We start from the raw sequence: 14714 nt of genomic DNA on the forward strand, positions 1-14714 counted from the left end.
CACGGGCCTAGACAAACGGGGCGGTGCCGATGCCGGCGTCGTTGAGGGCGGCGCGGACCGCAGCCGACATGGCCACGGCGCCGGGTGAATCGCCGTGGACGCAGATGCTTTCGGCGCGGATCTTCAGGATGGAGCCGTCGATCGCGCGGACGGCGGAGTCCGTGGCCATCCGGAGGACGTGTTCGGTGACCTCGGCGGGGTCGTGCAGGACGGCGTCCCGGCGGGTGCGGGAGACCAGGGTTCCGTCGGGGTTGTAGGCGCGGTCGGCGAAGGCCTCGGTGACGGCACGGAGACCGGCGGCCTCGGCCAGGCGCAGGACCTCGGAGCCGGGCAGTCCCAGGATCGGCAGGCCCGGGTCCACCGACTTCACGGCGTCGACGACGGCCTTCGCCTGGGCGGTGTGCGAGACGATCGCGTTGTAGAGGCCGCCGTGGGGCTTGACGTAGGTGACCTTGCCGCCTTCCGTGGCGGCGAGGGCCTGCAGCGCGCCGATCTGGTAGACGACGTCGTCCGCGAGTTCGCCCGGGTCGATGTCCACGAAGCGGCGGCCGAAGCCGGCCAGGTCGCGGTAGCCGACGTGCGCGCCGATGGTGACCCCGGCGGCGACGGCGTCCCGGCAGGTCTGGCGGATGACGCTGGGGTCGCCGGCGTGGAATCCGCAGGCGACGTTGGCGCTGGAGACGGAGCGGAACATGGCGGCGTCGTCGCCGAGGCTCCAGCGCCCGTAGGATTCGCCGACGTCGCTGTTCAAGTCAATGGTGTTCAGCCCGATGGTGGCCATGTGTGATCCTCGTCTCAAGGTTGCTTCCTACCTAGGATGCACCATGAACGAGGATTGTTCAACAATTTTCTGTGCGGGTCAGCGCTTTCCCTTTTGCGGGAGCCCTTGCCGCGGCCCTTGTCCGGGTTCGGGGCATAGCGCTGGGCGACCTTGGGCTGCTTGACGGCCGGTCCGCGGCGGTCCGGCTTGGGTGCCCGCTTGGGCTTCTCCTGCTGGGCGGAGGGCTGGCGGGAGCTGGCGGCGGTGCGTCCGCGGACAATCCCGATGAACTCCTCGATCACCTCGTCCGTGGTCTCGCTGGGCCACGCCAGGGCGATCTGCGTGACGGGGGCTCCGATGAGACGGCGGGCGACGGTGTCCTTGACGTTGAAGTGCCGCGCAACGGACATCGGCAGGATCACCAGTCCGGCGCCGGAGGCCACCACCTGCAGCGCGGCTTCGGCGCCGCCGAGCTCAGCCACGTCCAGGAACGTCTCGGCGGACAGGTCCTCCAGTGCCACCTCCTCGAAGAGGGAGATTTCGTGGCCCTTGGGCGCCACCACCACCGGCTGTTCCTCGTAGAGCGGGATGACACTGAGGCCCTCGCGGTCCACCGGCAGGCGCACGAAGCTCAGGTCCGCGGATCCGTCGCGCAGGACGGCGAGCTGGCCGGCGTCGTCGGTCATGAAGGAGCCCAGCGGCACTTCCGGCATCCGTTCCTCCCAGCGGCGGATCCACTTGCCGGGGGTCACCCCGGCCACGTAGGCGAAGCGCAGCTCCCGGGGCTGGGGCGCGGACTCGTCGTGGGGCTGGGGCGTTTCTTCTGCTGCGGGCACAGCTTCACAGTACCGCCCGGGCCTCCGGCGCGCGGGGGTGGCAGCGGGGACGGTCCCGGGAGTGGAGTGCAGTGGTGCCCCGCGGGCGCGCCGACCGATACCCTTTAACCATGACCTCTGCAGACTCCCAGTCCATGAAGCCGGCCACCGTTGCCAAGAAACTTGGCCTCTACCTGCCCGCCACGCCCCAGGAGTTCCAGGATTCGGTCGTTACCCGCGAGGAATTCGCCGAGCTCCAGGCCAACCCGCCGGAGTGGCTGGCCGAACTGCGCCGCAACGGCCCGCACCCGCGCCCCGTGGTCGCGCAGAAGCTCAACGTCTCAATCAGCGGCCTTGCCCGCGGCGGCGTCGAGGAGGCGCTGACGACGGCGGAGATCACCGCGCTGCTGCAGGCTCCCCCGGCCTGGCTGGTGGCCGAACGCGCCACCCACGCCGCGGTCCGTGCCGAGGCGCAGCGGGTCAAGGAAGAAGCGGCGAAGAAGGCCGCCAAGAAGGCCCGCACCGAGTAGGAACCGCGCGTGGCCATGAGCTGGCCGCGCCCGGCAGGCCGCCGGACCTAGTCCTGGTGCAGCTGAATGTAGTTGCCGCAGCCGTCGTCGAGGATGGCTGTGGTGCCGCCGGGACCGTCGGAGGGCTCGGTCAGGAACATGACGCCCTTGGCCGTGAGCCGCTCGTACTCGGCCCGCACGTCCGGCACCCCGAAGACAATCGCGGGCAACCCCGCGTCGTGCACAGCGTTCATGTAGGACGCACCAATCGGGTTGTCGCTGGGTTCCAGCAGCAGCCCCACCGTGGCCGCACCCTCCGGGTCCTTGATGATGAAGAGGTTGTGCTCCGGCATGGCCATCAAGGTTTCGAAGCCGAGGATGCCGGTATAGAACTCGTGGGCCGCCGCCGGGTCCTTGACATGGATACTGCACATTTTCAGTCGCATGGGCCCTAGGCTACGCGGCGGCCGCCGCCCTGGGAACGGGCACGGGCAGCCAGCAACAGCCCGGCGCACCCGGCCGGCGCAACAGACCCCTTAACGCGCCCCGGAATCCTCCCTCAATCCCCGCCCGGGACTTTGCGCCATTGACGGCCCGGCCCGGATGACCTGCAATGGAAGGAGCGGAACGCACCCGCCCGGGGTTCCGCGGGAGGTGCGCGATGCCGTTTCCTGCAATGTTTGCCGTGGCGGGGCTGTGGCAGTTGCTGGCCCTGACACTGGTGGTGGCCGTGGGCGCCGCCGGGTCCGCCTCTCTGGCCCGCAAGCACCACGCCGACCCCGGGACCCTCCCCGACGCCGTCTTCTGGGACGTCTTCGCGGGTGTGGCTGTGGTGGCTCCGGCGGTCCTATTGGGCGCCCTCGCCTCCCCCGCAGCGGGTCTGATGCTTGCCACCGTCGCCGTGGCCTCGGCGGTGGCCAGCCTGCGCTGGACCCCGGCGTTCCTGCGCCGGCAGCGGATGAGGCGGGACAGCAGGCGGGCGACGGCGGACGACGCGGCGGCCGCGGCCCGGCACGGAGAGGTGCTGGCCCGCTGGCAGCGTTACGAGCTGGATCCGGCCCTCTGCATTGACTACCCGCAGCTCAGCGACGCCCGGCACCCCGAGACCTCGGCCCTGTTCAAGGCCATGCGGCGGGCGGAACTGCTGAGACCCGTTGCAGGTCGTGGCGGGAGCGGAGGTCTCGGCGGTACGGCGGGTCTCGGCGGGCCCGGCCGGGCGGACGGACCCAGTTACAGCGATGCCGTGGCGCGGCTGGAAACCGCCCTGGCCGAGGCCGAGCGTTCCGCCGGTGCACTCGGCCAGCCACGACTTTCACCAGGGAGTGTGCAATGACAGACATCACCATCATCGGCAGCGGCAATATGGCCCGGGCCATCGGGCTGAGGGCGGCCGCCGCCGGGGAATCCATCCAGATCCTGGACCGCAGCCCGGACAACGCGGCCCGGCTGGCGGCGGAACTCGGCGGGGGCACCACGTCCGGCAGCCTGGGCGACGTCCCGGAGGGCGACATCGTGGTCCTGGCGCTGTACTTTGAGCCGGCCAAGGAGGTGGCGGCGCACTACGGGGACACCCTCAGCGGCAAGACCGTGGTGGAGATCAGCAATCCGGTGAATATGGAGACCGGGGACTCGCTGCTGGTGGAGCCCGGCACCTCGGCCGCGGAGGAGGTGTCCCGGCTGCTGCCCGGCGCCCGGGTCGTGAAGGCCTTCAACACAACCTTCGCCGGGCCGCTGGCGGAGGGGTCAGTGGGCGGCCGGCAGCTGGACGTGTTCATCGCCTCCGACTCGGAGCAGGCCCGCAACGAGGTGGCATCCTTTGCCGCCAAGGCAGGTCTCCGGCCGCTGCAGGTCGGCGCGCTCCGGCATGCCCGCGAGCTGGAGGGGATCCAGCTGCTGATGATCGGGTTGCAGATGAATCCGGCCTACGAATCCTTCAACTGGCAGACTGCGCTGAACGTCTTCGACTAAGAGGCAAAAGACGCAAACGACGGCGGGCGGCCCGGTCATCAGACCGGACCGCCCGCCGTCGTGGTTCAGGGCCGTAAGAGCTATAGCTCGACGGTGCCGCTCTCGCCCACGCTCATCCGGCTGTTGGTGACCTTGGACTTGACCCACTGCAGCACGGTGGCCGCGGTGCCGCCCGGGCTGGTCCAGTACTCGGCGGAGTCCGAGTCGACCCGGAGCAGGACCACGCCGGGGGTTTCCGGGCCGTCCGGGAACCAGGCCTCGACGGCCTGGTTCCAGCGGTCACGGATCGCCTGACGGTCGGTGACGATCTCCGCGGTCCCGGCCACGGAAACCCACTCGGTGCCCTTGCCGAAGGAGACGTTCACGGCGGGGTTGGCCTTGACGTGGGCCACCTGGGAGGTGTCCTGCGATGTGAAGAACCACATGTCGCCGTCGTTTTCCACGTCCTGGACCGCCAGCGGACGGCTGACCAGGGCGTTCTTTTCGTTGATGGTGGTGAACATTCCGATCCGGGAATCGTTGATTATGTCCGTCACCTTGCTGATGTCCTGCGCGTCCGACATGTGCTCACCTCGTCTTGAGAAATCCGGAGGGATGTCCTCCTGCCGCCAGCCTATTGATAAGGGTGCTTAGTTTTCAAGCTGCCGTCCGCGGGAGAGCACCTGGCCGCGGAAGAACTCCGGCCGCAGCTTGGCCATCACCAGCATCAGGACCACGCCCAGCAGGATCACACCCATTCCGAGAATGAACACCAGCCCCAGGCCGCCGATCGAGGAGCCGGAGCCGTATTCCGGGTCCATCGAGTCGTAGGCGGTCTTGACGAACATGACCAGCAGGATCACGCCGCCCAGCAAGGGTGCCAGGAACTTGAAGAAGAACGAGTGCGCTCCCCGGAAAGCCTGGGCGCGGAAGAACCAGACGCAGGCCAGGGCGGTGATGCCGTAGTAGAAGCAGATCATCATGCCCAGCGCGGTGATGGTGTCCCAGAGGGCGTTCTCGGACAGGGTGCGGGTGATGACGTAGAACCCGGCGGCCGCGGCGGCGGAGGCAATCGTGGCGAAGCTCGGGGACTTGTAGCTGGGGCTGATGGTGCCGAACTTGGCCGGCAGCGCCCGGTAGTGGCCCATCGAGAGCAGCGTGCGGGCCGGCGAGACGAAGGTGGACTGCAGCGAGGCCGCGGAGCTGCTCAGGATGGCCAGCGACATCAGGATCGCGAAGGGCCCCATGACCGGCCCGGCGAGGACCGCGAAGATGCTGCCCTGGTTCTCCGGGTTGCCGGCGCCCAGGCCTTCCTCGCCGACGCCGGCGAACGCCAAGGTGGCCAGCGCGACCGTCATGTAGATGATCACAATCACCAGGACGGTGACGGTGGCGGCCCGGCCCGGGGTTTTCTCCGGGTTGCGGGTTTCCTCGTTCATGGTCAGGGTGACGTCCCAGCCCCAGTAGATGAAGATCGAGAGTGAGACGCCGGCGGCGAAGGCGGAGAAGGATTCGACGGCGAAGGGGTTGAACCAGTCCGGGGAGATCGCGGTGGCGTCGAAAGCAGTGCCGTTGGCCACGTGGCTGAAGGCCGCGATGGCGAACCAGCCCAGGACCAGCAGCTGGAAGCCGACCAGGACGTACTGCACGGTCTTGGTGGTTTCCATGCCGCGGTAAGAGATCCAGCAGGCCAGGGCAATGAAGACCAGGGTGGTGGCGATGTTCAGCGGCAGCACCTTGGTCAGGTCGCCCAGCTCGGGGTTGTTGAAGATCTGGGCGAGCATCAGATAGAAGAAGTCGACGGCGACGGCGGCCAGGTTGGAGAGCACGATGATGGTGGCCGCGATCAGGCCCCAGCCGCCCATCCAGCCGATCCACGGTCCGAACGCCCGGGAGGCCCAGGTGAACGAGGTGCCGGCGTCGGGCATGGCGTTGTTCAGTTCGCGGTAGCCCAGGGCCACCAGCAGCATGGGGATGAAGCCGACCAGGAAGATCGCCGGCAGGTGGACGCCCACCTCGGAGACGGTGGGGCCGAGCGCGGCGGTGAGGGTGTAGGCCGGAGCGATGCAGGAAACGCCGATGACCACTGCCCCGATCAGGCCCACCGAGCCGGCCTTCAATCCCTTCTCGCTCAGACCGTGCTGCTGCACGGTGCCGGCGGTGCCGGACGTCGCGTGTTTGATGCTCATGCTTGTGCCTCTCGGGATGGGTCATTCGACGTTGAATGGGACGGGCTCTTGAGCTCGTAGTCGCTGGGGACCACGATCATGGGAACCGGCAGGGCGCGCAGGATCCGGTTGGCGGTGCTGCCCAGGAAGATGGAGCGGTGCCGGGCCAGCCGGCTGGAGCCGATCAGCAGGATTTCGCCGTCCTCCCAGTCGAGCCGGTCCACGGCTTCCTCGACGCTGCGGCCCTGCGCCACGACGACGTCGGAGGGGTGGGCGGCCGCCGCGGGCCCGCCGTCGGCACCGGGGCCATCCGGCGAGCCCGGGGTGCCGGCGGCCGGGAGGGCGGCGGCGAGGTGGCGGGCGGCGTAGGCGCGGGCGGTTTCCGCCGCCTCTGCCGAGTCGCCTTCGTCCAGGGTGAGCAGCGAGACGACGCGCAGCGGGACGTGCCGGTTGGTGGCCATCGACACCGCATAGTCGAGCAGTTCCTCGGCGCCGGGCCGGTCGCCCAGCCCGCAACTGACCCGGGTCAGCGCCTCGCGCCGGTGGTAACCGTGCGGCGCGAGGGCCACCGGCACGGTGGCGGCGTGCAGCAGGGCGCCGGCCACGGAACCCACGGTGAACCGCTTGAACAGCCCGTTGCTGGTGGCACCGATGACCAGCATGTCGGCGCCGAACTCGTCGCAGGCATCGATCAGGGTCTGGGCGTCGGATTCGCCGCTGCGGATGTGCGCCGAGGCGGGCACGTCCGCGGGGATTAGCCGCAGCCCCTCGTCGAGCCACTCCTGCGCCTGCTGGTGCAGGTAGTTGTCGTAGCCGGCGGCGGGGGCGTGCGCGGCGTTGAACGGCGCGGCCTCCGGGATGGCGACGACGAGGTCCAGGGCGGCCCCGCGGCCGCGGGCCAGGGAGACGGCCAGGTTGACGGCGTCGCGGCCTCTGGCGTTGGCGGAATATCCCACTACGTATCGCATACTGACCGACCTCTCTGGTTGGATGCTGGACTGGGTCACAAGCTGGGTCACGGGGTGGCGCGCCGGGTCAGCGGCCGGCCGGGAGCCGGTCGGCGGCGGCGACGATGCGGGCGGCCACCTGGCGGCCCATCCGGATGGCGCCGTCGACGTGCTGGTATCCCTCGGCCGCGAGGTCGGAGGAGGCCCAGTAGATGGGGCCGACGGGGGCGTGCTGGTCCTTGCCGTAGCGGTGCAGGCCGCCCAGGTCGTAGCTGGCGGCGTAGGCTCCGCGGGTCCACTCCTCCGAGCCCCAGTCGGATTCGTAGTAGACCTCCGGTTCCAGCGCCTTCGGGCCCAGGAATCCGGCGATCGATTCGAGGATGGCGCGGCGGCGGTCCTCGGCGCTGAGTTCGAACATGGCGTCCGCCTTTTCGTCCGAGACGAAGCCCACAAGGGTCCCGCGCGGGTCCTCATGGTTGGTGTTGTCGTAAACCTCCTGGACCAGGGCGTCGGCGCCGAAGCAGGTGCCGGAGAGGCCCTCCTCGCGCCAGAACGGCGAGCTGTAGACGGCGTGGACCTTGATGACCAGGCCCAGGGACTGGTGCTGGTGCATCTGGTGCTGGCGGCGCGGCAGCGGCGGGTTGTAGGAGACGCGGGAGTACAGGTTCGGCGGCACGGCCATGATGACGTAGCGAGCGGTGACGGTGGCACGGTCGGAGACCACGGTGGCAGTATCCTCCGCCCAGGTGATACTGCGCACGGGGCTGGAGAGGACGACGTCGTCGCCCAGTTCCGCGGCCTGAAGCACGGAGACCTGCTGCATGCCGCCCACCACGCGCTTGTCCAGGATGAAGTCCTCGTCGGTGAGGTGGGTGAAGGAACCAGCCGACGCCGCCATCAGCACGGCCTGCAGCGCCGAGAACGCGTGCGCCGGCTTGGTGAGCATGCCGCCGGCGATGAAGAGGCCAATGTTGTTGCAGGCTTCCTCGTCGGTGGAGTTCTGGCGAAGCCAGTGGTGGAAGGAGATGGTGTCCAGCTCACGGGCCTTGGGGTGGGCCCACGGCTCGGTGGGCCCGATCTCCGCGGCGAGGGAGTCCAGCAGATCGGTCAGCTTGGCCATCTCGGCCGCCGTCGTCTCGCTGACCGGGAAGGTGTCCCCGGTGTAGAGGGTGCGCTTGCCGTCCGCGCCGAGGTAGACGGCCTGGCCGTCGCGGTAGCGGTCGTAGGTTTCGAGTCCGAGTTCGTCCAGCAGTTCCAGGAGGGCGGTCTGGTCCGGGGAGACCCACTGGCCGCCGATTTCCAGCATGGCGCCGTCGATGGTGTTGGTCCAGGTCCGGCCGCCCACGCGGTCGCGGGCCTCCAGCACGGCCACGCTCAGCCCGGCCTTCCGCAGTTCACGGGCCGCGGTCAGGCCCGCGGGGCCGGCTCCGACGATGGCGACGTCGCGGTCAAATTCCAGCATGATGTCCTCTCCGGGTCCGCTCAGTGATGCGGACCACTAAATGAATGCCATTCATTTAGTGACGACTATAACGCCGGAGGGGCGCGGAGGGAAGACCCCGGCGCAAGGTTGCCGTCGGTGGAATAATCCAGAGGACACCCGCCGGGAGCCTCCCGGATCCGCAGGAAGAGAGGGGCAGGGCATGCCGGCAGCCAGCAACGCCACCACGGAACCGCACCGCCCGGCGGTCTCGCGCCGCCGCGTCGGCCGCCCCGCCGCCGCGGTCCTGGACCAGGACGGCATCACCGCCGCGGCCCTGCAACTGGTGCGCAAGAGCGGCTACGACGCGTTCACCATGGCCGCCCTCGCGAAGACGCTGAACGTGGCGCCGTCGGCCCTGTATAACCACGTCGCTTCCAAGCGCGAGGTTCTGGTGTTGGTGCAGGACCACCTGACCTCGTTCGTGGACGTCTCGGCGTTCGAGACCCTGCCGTGGGAGCAGGCAGTGCGGGAGTGGGCCTGGAGCTACCGGGACGTGTTCTCCCGCCACACCCCGCTGATTCCAGTTATTGCCGTCCTGCCGGTGGCGGACGCGCCGAAGACCCTGGCCATGTACGAGGCGGTCAGCGCCGGTTTCCGCCGCGCGGGCTTCCCGCAGGACCGGATCGTCGCGGCCATCGTGGCGCTGGAGTCCTTTATCTTCGGCTCGGCCTACGACGTCACGGCGCCGGCGGATATTTTCGACGCCGGCAGTCTGGCCGCGTCGACGCCGAACTTCACCGCCGCCGTCGCCAGCCTGGGCACGGAAGGCTATGCCAACCAGGCGGACACCGCCTTCAGCCTCGGCCTGGAAGCCCTGATCGCGGGCTTCGGCGCCCTGAGGTCCTAGGCGCAGCCTTCCGGGCGGGCTACTTGGCGTCGAGGAACACCGGGTTGGTCAGCGCCGCCATGGGGCCGAGCTGGAGCGTGGTCCCCATGGCCGTTCCGTTGCTGGCCGTGCCGTCGGGCAGCGGGTGCCGGACCTCCACCCGGATGTAGGCCGCGAGCTGCGGCGTCGTCAGCCAGGTGCAGGTGCCCGTCCCGGAGGCGGGGAGGGTGAACTGCTGGGTCTGGCCCTCGTCGGTGATGAACCGGACCACGCCGTTGGCGACGCCGGAGACCTTGGCCGTGACGGTGACCCGCGCGTCCGGGGCCGCCGTGAGCCGCTCGCCCACGCCGGCGGTGCGGCCGCCGACGGCGACGCTGAAGTCGACGGTGATGTCCGCGGACTCGGCGATCCAGCTGCGACCGTTGCGGATGCCTTCCAGCACGCCGTCCCGGGAGAGCGCCTTCGCGTAGACCACGTTGTGCGGGAAGCCGATGACCTGCGGTGCGCTGTGGGCGTCACTGTTGCCCATGGCAGGCAGCCAGCGGCCGCCGGTACGGGCCGACTGGGCCAGCATCGAGTCCCAGGTGTTGATGGCGTACTCGTCATCGGCGGTCCACGGGCCGGTCCATACTTCGACGGCGTCGGCGTCGTCGTAGCCGAACTTCCAGCGGCAGGCCACGTAGGGGCAGTAGGGGTGGGCGGGGACCACCAGGCCGCCGGAGGCGTGGATGTGCTGCGCCTCCTGCTCGAAGCCCTTGTCCCGGGCGCGGTAGCGCCAGTCGATCCAGTCGCCCGGTTCCAGCCCCAGCGCCAGGTAGTGGCCGTTGCGGGTGGTGACCTCCTCACCGGTGAGGATGAGCAGGTCGTTACCCGCCAGCGGGCCCCAGACGCCGTGCGAGGCCGGGGTGTTGTGATCGGTGCTGATCATGAAGTCCAGCCGGCCGGCACGGGCACCCGCGGCCACTTCCTCGGGGGTGCGCTTGCCGTCGGAGTAGACGGTGTGGAGGTGCGCGTCGCCGCGGTACCAGCCCGGACCCTTGCCGGCCACCTGCTGCGGCGGATACTGCGGGCGGTCGGGTGCGGCGTCCGGGCCGAAGTCCAGGGTGACGGTGACGGTGTAGTCCATGCCCTGTTCGGCCACCTGGTAGGGGCCGAGGGCGATGTTCCAAGTGCCCCTGCCCACGGGGCCGGGGAGGTAGCCGGGGGTAGCCTCGGCGGCGCTAATGAAGAATTCGGTCCGGAATCCGCCGGACCAGCCACGGAATCCCTTGCCGGAGAGCGCGGTGCCCTTCTCGTCGAAGACGCCGATGTCGCAGGCGTTGTTCAGCAGGCCGGCGGCGACGGAGGGCTTGCTGTAGCTGTAGCTGACGCTGATCTTGTTGACACCGGCGGGGACCTCGACCGGCAGGTAGACGAAGTCGGCGGCACCGGGATCGAGGTGGCCGGTGAGGGTCTTGGTGGTGGCGCTGCCGTCGGCGGCGGCCGCGAAGTTCATGGGTGCCAGAGTCAGGGCCGCACCGGTCATGGCGGCGGCGAGGAAGCCTCGGCGGCTGGGAGAAAGAGCGGGGGTGATGGCCTCGTGGGCCTTACAGGGTGAAGTCACGCGGACCATGCTCACGGCGGCAGCTGAACTCCCGGGGGGCACGGGTTGGCCGGAGTGTGAACGTCCGCTGGGAATACCGTCGTCATGCGTCTCTGGGGAGGTCCCACCGCGGGCTCGGCCCGCCCGAGTGGACTGCGCCGGAAAAACAAAGGAACCCCGGTCCGAAGACCGGGGTTCTTTGAATGCGTGCGCGAGGGGGATTTGAACCCCCACGCCCTTTCGGACACTGGCACCTGAAGCCAGCGCGTCTGCCGTTCCGCCACTCGCGCGCAACTTCTTCCGCTCGACAGTGATCCGTTTCCGGAACCTCCGCCTCGTGAAAGCAGCGAGATCAAGCATAACGGACACCTGCGGGAAAACACTAATCGGCCCTTTGAGCCCCTCCTGGAGGCGTTCATCGGGGCCACATTCGGCCGCCGGGCAGCCGCTTTCCTGGCCCGCCGCCGGGCGGCTGTCTGTCCCGTCCGGCCGCCGCCACGCCGCCAGCCTCCCGGGCATCCGCCCACGTCAGCGCCGGTGGGGACCCAAGCAATAACAGCCCCGACGACGGGCCGCGTTAAGGCCATTCCCAGCCATGGACAGTAGTATCTGGTGTAGGAGTGCCCGATCCCGGCGGACTCCCGCGTTAGTTGGAAACCGAGTTCCGGAACAAAACGCTGCCCCGCAGCCGTCAGGAAAGGAGAAGGACCATGGGCTTGCTGGACAAGGTCGAGCGCGGCATTGAAAAGGCCGTCCGCGGCGTCTTCTCCACCGGTTCCCGGGCGCGGGTAGAGCCGGTCGAGATCGCCAGCCACCTCCGCCGCGAGGTGGACGATAAGGCCATCACCATCGCCGCCGGCCGCACCCTGGCCCCCAACGTCTTCGATGTGCTGCTCAGCGGCGACGATTTCGAACGGGCCCAGGAATGGGGAACCCCGCTGGCCGAAGAGCTGTGCGACGTCGTCATCAACCACGTCCGCAGCCAGGGCTACACCCTGCAGGGTCCCGTGCGGATCAGCTTCCGCCACGACGGCGACCGCAAGGCCGGCGACTTCGACATCACCTCCCGGACCGAGAAGTCCGGTGGGTCCCCGGCCGCCGCGCCCGCACCGATGCCGGTCACGCCGCCACGGCAGCCCGCGGCGAACCTTCAGCCGGTGCTCGACATCAACGGCCAGCGGTACTCGCTGAATGCGCCCTCGGTCGTCCTGGGCCGCTCCTCCGAGGCGGACATCCTGATCGATGACACGGGCGTCTCGCGCCGGCACCTGGAAATCCGGTCCGGCCACGGTACGGCCCAGGCCATCGACCTGGGTTCCACCAACGGCAGCTACGTCGACGGACACAAAGTAGTCGGCTCCGCGGAACTCTCCGACGGCGCCACCATCACCATGGGACGGACCAAGATCATCTTCCGCCTTCTGCCCCCCAGCCAGGGCGGCCGCCCGTGAGCGAACTGACCATCACGGCCCTGCGGTTTGGCTTCCTCATCCTGCTCTGGGTCCTCATCTTCAGCATTGTCTCGGCCATGCGCCGCGACCTGATGATCGGCCGGAAGGCCGCCGCCGGTGCCCCCACGGCCCGGCAGGTGCGCCGCAACCCGTCCCTGGCCGAACCCGCACCGGCGCCCGTGAAGCAGCAGGCCCGTCAGCTCGTGGTGACGGAAGGTCCCCTCAAGGGCACCACCCTGCCGCTGGCGGCCAGCCCCATCCTGCTGGGCCGCGCACAGGAAGCCACCCTGGTCCTCGAGGACGACTATGCCTCCGGCCGGCACGCCCGCCTGTTCCCGCAGGGCAGCCGCTGGTTCATCGAGGACCTCGGTTCCACCAACGGCACTTATCTCGCAGAGCAGCAGCTGACCCGGGCCCTCCCGGTGGAGCTGGGTGTCCCCGTGCGAATCGGCAAGACGGTCATTGAATTGAGGCCGTAGCCGTGGCTGCTACCCAAACCCCCGCGAACCAGGCATCTGCCCAGGAGCGGCCGCTCATCATGCGCTATGCCGCGCGCTCCGACGTCGGCCGCGTCCGCTCCAAGAACGACGACTCCGCCTACGTCGGCCGGCACCTCGCCGTCGTCGCGGACGGCATGGGCGGCCACGCCGGCGGCGACGTTGCCTCCGCGGCGACCGTGCTGGACATGATCCACCTGGACCGCGACGACTACGACACCGCGGCCGGCGAGGCGGACACCGTCCTGGCCGACGAGATCCAGACGGCGAACTCCCTGCTCTCCGAGCTGGTCCACATGAACCCGAAGCTTGCAGGCATGGGCACCACCGTGACCGCCCTCCTGCTGGCCGGCGGCAAGCTGCACTTCGCCCACATCGGCGACTCCCGCGCCTACCGGCTGCGGAACGGGGTGTTCAAGCAGGTCAGCGTGGACCACACCTTCGTGCAGCGGCTCATCGACGAGGGCCGCCTCCGCCCCGAGGAAGCCGAAACGCACCCGCACAAGAACGTCCTGATGCGCGTCCTGGGCGACGTGGACGCCAGCCCCGAACTCGACCTGGACATCCTGGACGTCCAGCCCGGGGAGCGCTGGCTGCTCTGCTCGGACGGCCTGAACTACGTGGCCGGCCACGTCGTGGAGCGGACCATCCGCGAGACGAAGAGCCTGCGCGAATGCGCCGAAACGCTGGTGGACCTCACCCTTGAGGCGGGTTCCCCGGACAACGTGACCGTGGTGGTGCTCGACATCGCCGAGCAGACCGGCGACGACGTCAACACCGCCGCCGTTGAGGTGGTGCTGCCCCGCGCCGTGTCCGCCACCGTTCAGCCCCCGCCGAGACGACCGACGCTGGCAAGCCCTCCGGTAAGACTGCTGCCGGCGCAGCCGCCGGTGCGGCCGCCGCCGCGGAAGCCGATGCGGCCGGCAGCACCTACGCGGCAAGCATGCCCGGCTCCAAGGACACCACCGGCGACGGGACCAAGGACGGCGACGCCGGAAAGTCCGCGGACGAGCCGTCCCCGGCCACCGATCCCAACCTCGGCGAGCATCTCTCCGCCGAGGTGCTGCGCGAGGAACTGTCCAGCCGCCCGCACGAACTCGTCGGCGCCGCCGCTTCCGCCGCCGAGAGCGGATCCATTCCGTCGATCGCCGGCCGCACCGTGGCCCGCCGCGCCGCGACGGTCCTCACCCACAAGGCCGATCCGGCCCGCGAGGAAGCCGACGAGATCAAGCCGCCGGTCAAGCGCCGCCGCTGGCTGACCATCTCGATCGCCGCCGCCATCGCCATCGTGCTGGGGCTTGGCCTGTGGCTGGGCTACGCCTGGACCCAGACCCGGTACTACATCGGCGAACACGACCAGCACGTGGCGATCTTCAACGGCGTCTCCCAGCAACTGGGACCGATTCCGCTGTCCACCCTGGAGACGGTCACCGACATCAAGATGTCCGACCTGCCCGAGTTCTCCCAGCAGCGCGTCCGCCAGACCGTCCCGGCACGGGACCTGTACGACGCTCAGCGGATCGTCAAGAACCTGGAACGCACCGGCCTGACCTCCCCCGCCGATGAGTGCCTGACGCCCTCCCCCGGCCCCAGCCCTTCCGGCACGGCCACCCCGTCCGGGACGGCCAGCCCCAGCGGCCAGGCGACCGCTTCGCCGTCCGGCTCCGCGGCCGCCCCGGCGCCGTCCGGCTCCCCCGGCCCACTCCCACACCGAGCTGCGAGGGATCAA

The 14714-nt window shown here is 69.5% G+C and carries 14 protein-coding genes, 1 tRNA gene and 1 pseudogene; 7 read left to right on the forward strand and 9 right to left on the reverse strand.

The features are described from left to right. Window positions 1-7: 7 nt before the first annotated feature. Window positions 8-766 carry a LamB/YcsF family protein gene (locus tag ACRQ5B_RS05825; protein ID WP_432398705.1) on the reverse strand — a complete coding sequence of 253 codons (759 nt, stop codon included), beginning with the start codon at window positions 764-766 and terminating at the stop codon, window positions 8-10. A gap of 29 nt (window positions 767-795) precedes the next feature. Continuing rightward, the gene (locus ACRQ5B_RS05830; protein WP_432397844.1) at window positions 796-1596 is read right to left on the reverse strand and encodes a LysR family transcriptional regulator substrate-binding protein; all 801 of its coding nucleotides are present in this window, start codon (window positions 1594-1596) and stop codon (window positions 796-798) included. A gap of 110 nt (window positions 1597-1706) precedes the next feature. Between ACRQ5B_RS05830 and ACRQ5B_RS05835 the strand changes: the two genes are divergently transcribed. After that, window positions 1707-2105, forward strand: a complete 399-nt coding sequence (locus ACRQ5B_RS05835) for a DUF5997 family protein (protein WP_432397847.1) — start codon at window positions 1707-1709, stop codon at window positions 2103-2105. Between the two features lie 47 nt (window positions 2106-2152). Here the strand turns inward: ACRQ5B_RS05835 and ACRQ5B_RS05840 are convergent, their stop codons facing one another. Further along, a complete protein-coding gene (locus ACRQ5B_RS05840; RefSeq protein WP_432397850.1) occupies window positions 2153-2530 on the reverse strand; it encodes a VOC family protein in 378 nt (125 codons plus the stop codon). A gap of 215 nt (window positions 2531-2745) precedes the next feature. Between ACRQ5B_RS05840 and ACRQ5B_RS05845 the strand changes: the two genes are divergently transcribed. Both ACRQ5B_RS05845 and ACRQ5B_RS05850 read left to right on the forward strand, forming a co-directional pair. Beyond that, entirely contained in the window at window positions 2746-3417 is a 672-nt protein-coding gene (locus tag ACRQ5B_RS05845) for a hypothetical protein (protein WP_432397853.1), read from the forward strand. Further along, on the forward strand, window positions 3414-4052 hold the full coding sequence (locus tag ACRQ5B_RS05850) for an NADPH-dependent F420 reductase (protein ID WP_432397855.1): 639 nt from the start codon (window positions 3414-3416) through the stop codon (window positions 4050-4052). The genes ACRQ5B_RS05845 and ACRQ5B_RS05850 overlap by 4 nt, the downstream gene beginning before the upstream one ends. A gap of 80 nt (window positions 4053-4132) precedes the next feature. Here ACRQ5B_RS05850 and ACRQ5B_RS05855 read toward each other — a convergent pair whose 3' ends face one another. From ACRQ5B_RS05855 to ACRQ5B_RS05870, 4 genes are all read right to left on the reverse strand, one after another. Next, window positions 4133-4615, reverse strand: coding sequence for a pyridoxamine 5'-phosphate oxidase family protein (locus ACRQ5B_RS05855; protein ID WP_432397858.1), 483 nt, complete (start codon window positions 4613-4615; stop codon window positions 4133-4135). 66 nt (window positions 4616-4681) lie between these two features. Next, window positions 4682-6220 (reverse strand): APC family permease, encoded by a 1539-nt coding sequence (locus tag ACRQ5B_RS05860; protein WP_432397861.1) that lies wholly within the window; start codon window positions 6218-6220, stop codon window positions 4682-4684. Beyond that, window positions 6217-7167: a universal stress protein gene (locus ACRQ5B_RS05865; protein WP_432397864.1), complete on the reverse strand. Its 951-nt coding sequence runs from the start codon at window positions 7165-7167 to the stop codon at window positions 6217-6219. Before ACRQ5B_RS05865 ends, ACRQ5B_RS05860 begins: the two co-directional genes overlap by 4 nt. Before the next feature lie 67 nt (window positions 7168-7234). Continuing rightward, a complete protein-coding gene (locus tag ACRQ5B_RS05870; RefSeq protein WP_432397867.1) occupies window positions 7235-8608 on the reverse strand; it encodes a flavin monoamine oxidase family protein in 1374 nt (457 codons plus the stop codon). Window positions 8609-8789: 181 nt separating this feature from the next. On the opposite strand from ACRQ5B_RS05870, the gene ACRQ5B_RS05875 reads away from it, so the two are divergent. Next, the gene (locus ACRQ5B_RS05875; protein WP_432397870.1) at window positions 8790-9476 is read left to right on the forward strand and encodes a TetR/AcrR family transcriptional regulator; all 687 of its coding nucleotides are present in this window, start codon (window positions 8790-8792) and stop codon (window positions 9474-9476) included. A 19-nt stretch (window positions 9477-9495) separates the two neighbouring features. On the opposite strand, the gene ACRQ5B_RS05880 is transcribed toward ACRQ5B_RS05875, so the two are convergent. Continuing rightward, window positions 9496-11058, reverse strand: a complete 1563-nt coding sequence (locus ACRQ5B_RS05880) for a CehA/McbA family metallohydrolase (protein ID WP_432397873.1) — start codon at window positions 11056-11058, stop codon at window positions 9496-9498. A gap of 187 nt (window positions 11059-11245) precedes the next feature. Beyond that, a tRNA-Leu gene (locus ACRQ5B_RS05885) sits at window positions 11246-11327 on the reverse strand. A 420-nt stretch (window positions 11328-11747) separates the two neighbouring features. Here ACRQ5B_RS05885 and ACRQ5B_RS05890 point away from each other — a divergent pair. From ACRQ5B_RS05890 to ACRQ5B_RS05900, 3 genes and pseudogenes are all read left to right on the forward strand, one after another. Then, a complete protein-coding gene (locus ACRQ5B_RS05890; RefSeq protein WP_412884451.1) occupies window positions 11748-12488 on the forward strand; it encodes an FhaA domain-containing protein in 741 nt (246 codons plus the stop codon). Continuing rightward, window positions 12485-12967: an FHA domain-containing protein FhaB/FipA gene (locus ACRQ5B_RS05895; RefSeq protein ID WP_290257087.1), complete on the forward strand. Its 483-nt coding sequence runs from the start codon at window positions 12485-12487 to the stop codon at window positions 12965-12967. The genes ACRQ5B_RS05890 and ACRQ5B_RS05895 overlap by 4 nt, the downstream gene beginning before the upstream one ends. Before the next feature lie 59 nt (window positions 12968-13026). Further along, window positions 13027-14708, forward strand: a pseudogene (locus tag ACRQ5B_RS05900) (protein phosphatase 2C domain-containing protein); the annotation flags it as partial. Between the last annotated feature and the right edge of the window lie 6 nt (window positions 14709-14714).

This window comes from Pseudarthrobacter sp. L19 (assembly GCF_050859435.1).
GTDB lineage: Bacteria > Actinomycetota > Actinomycetes > Actinomycetales > Micrococcaceae > Arthrobacter.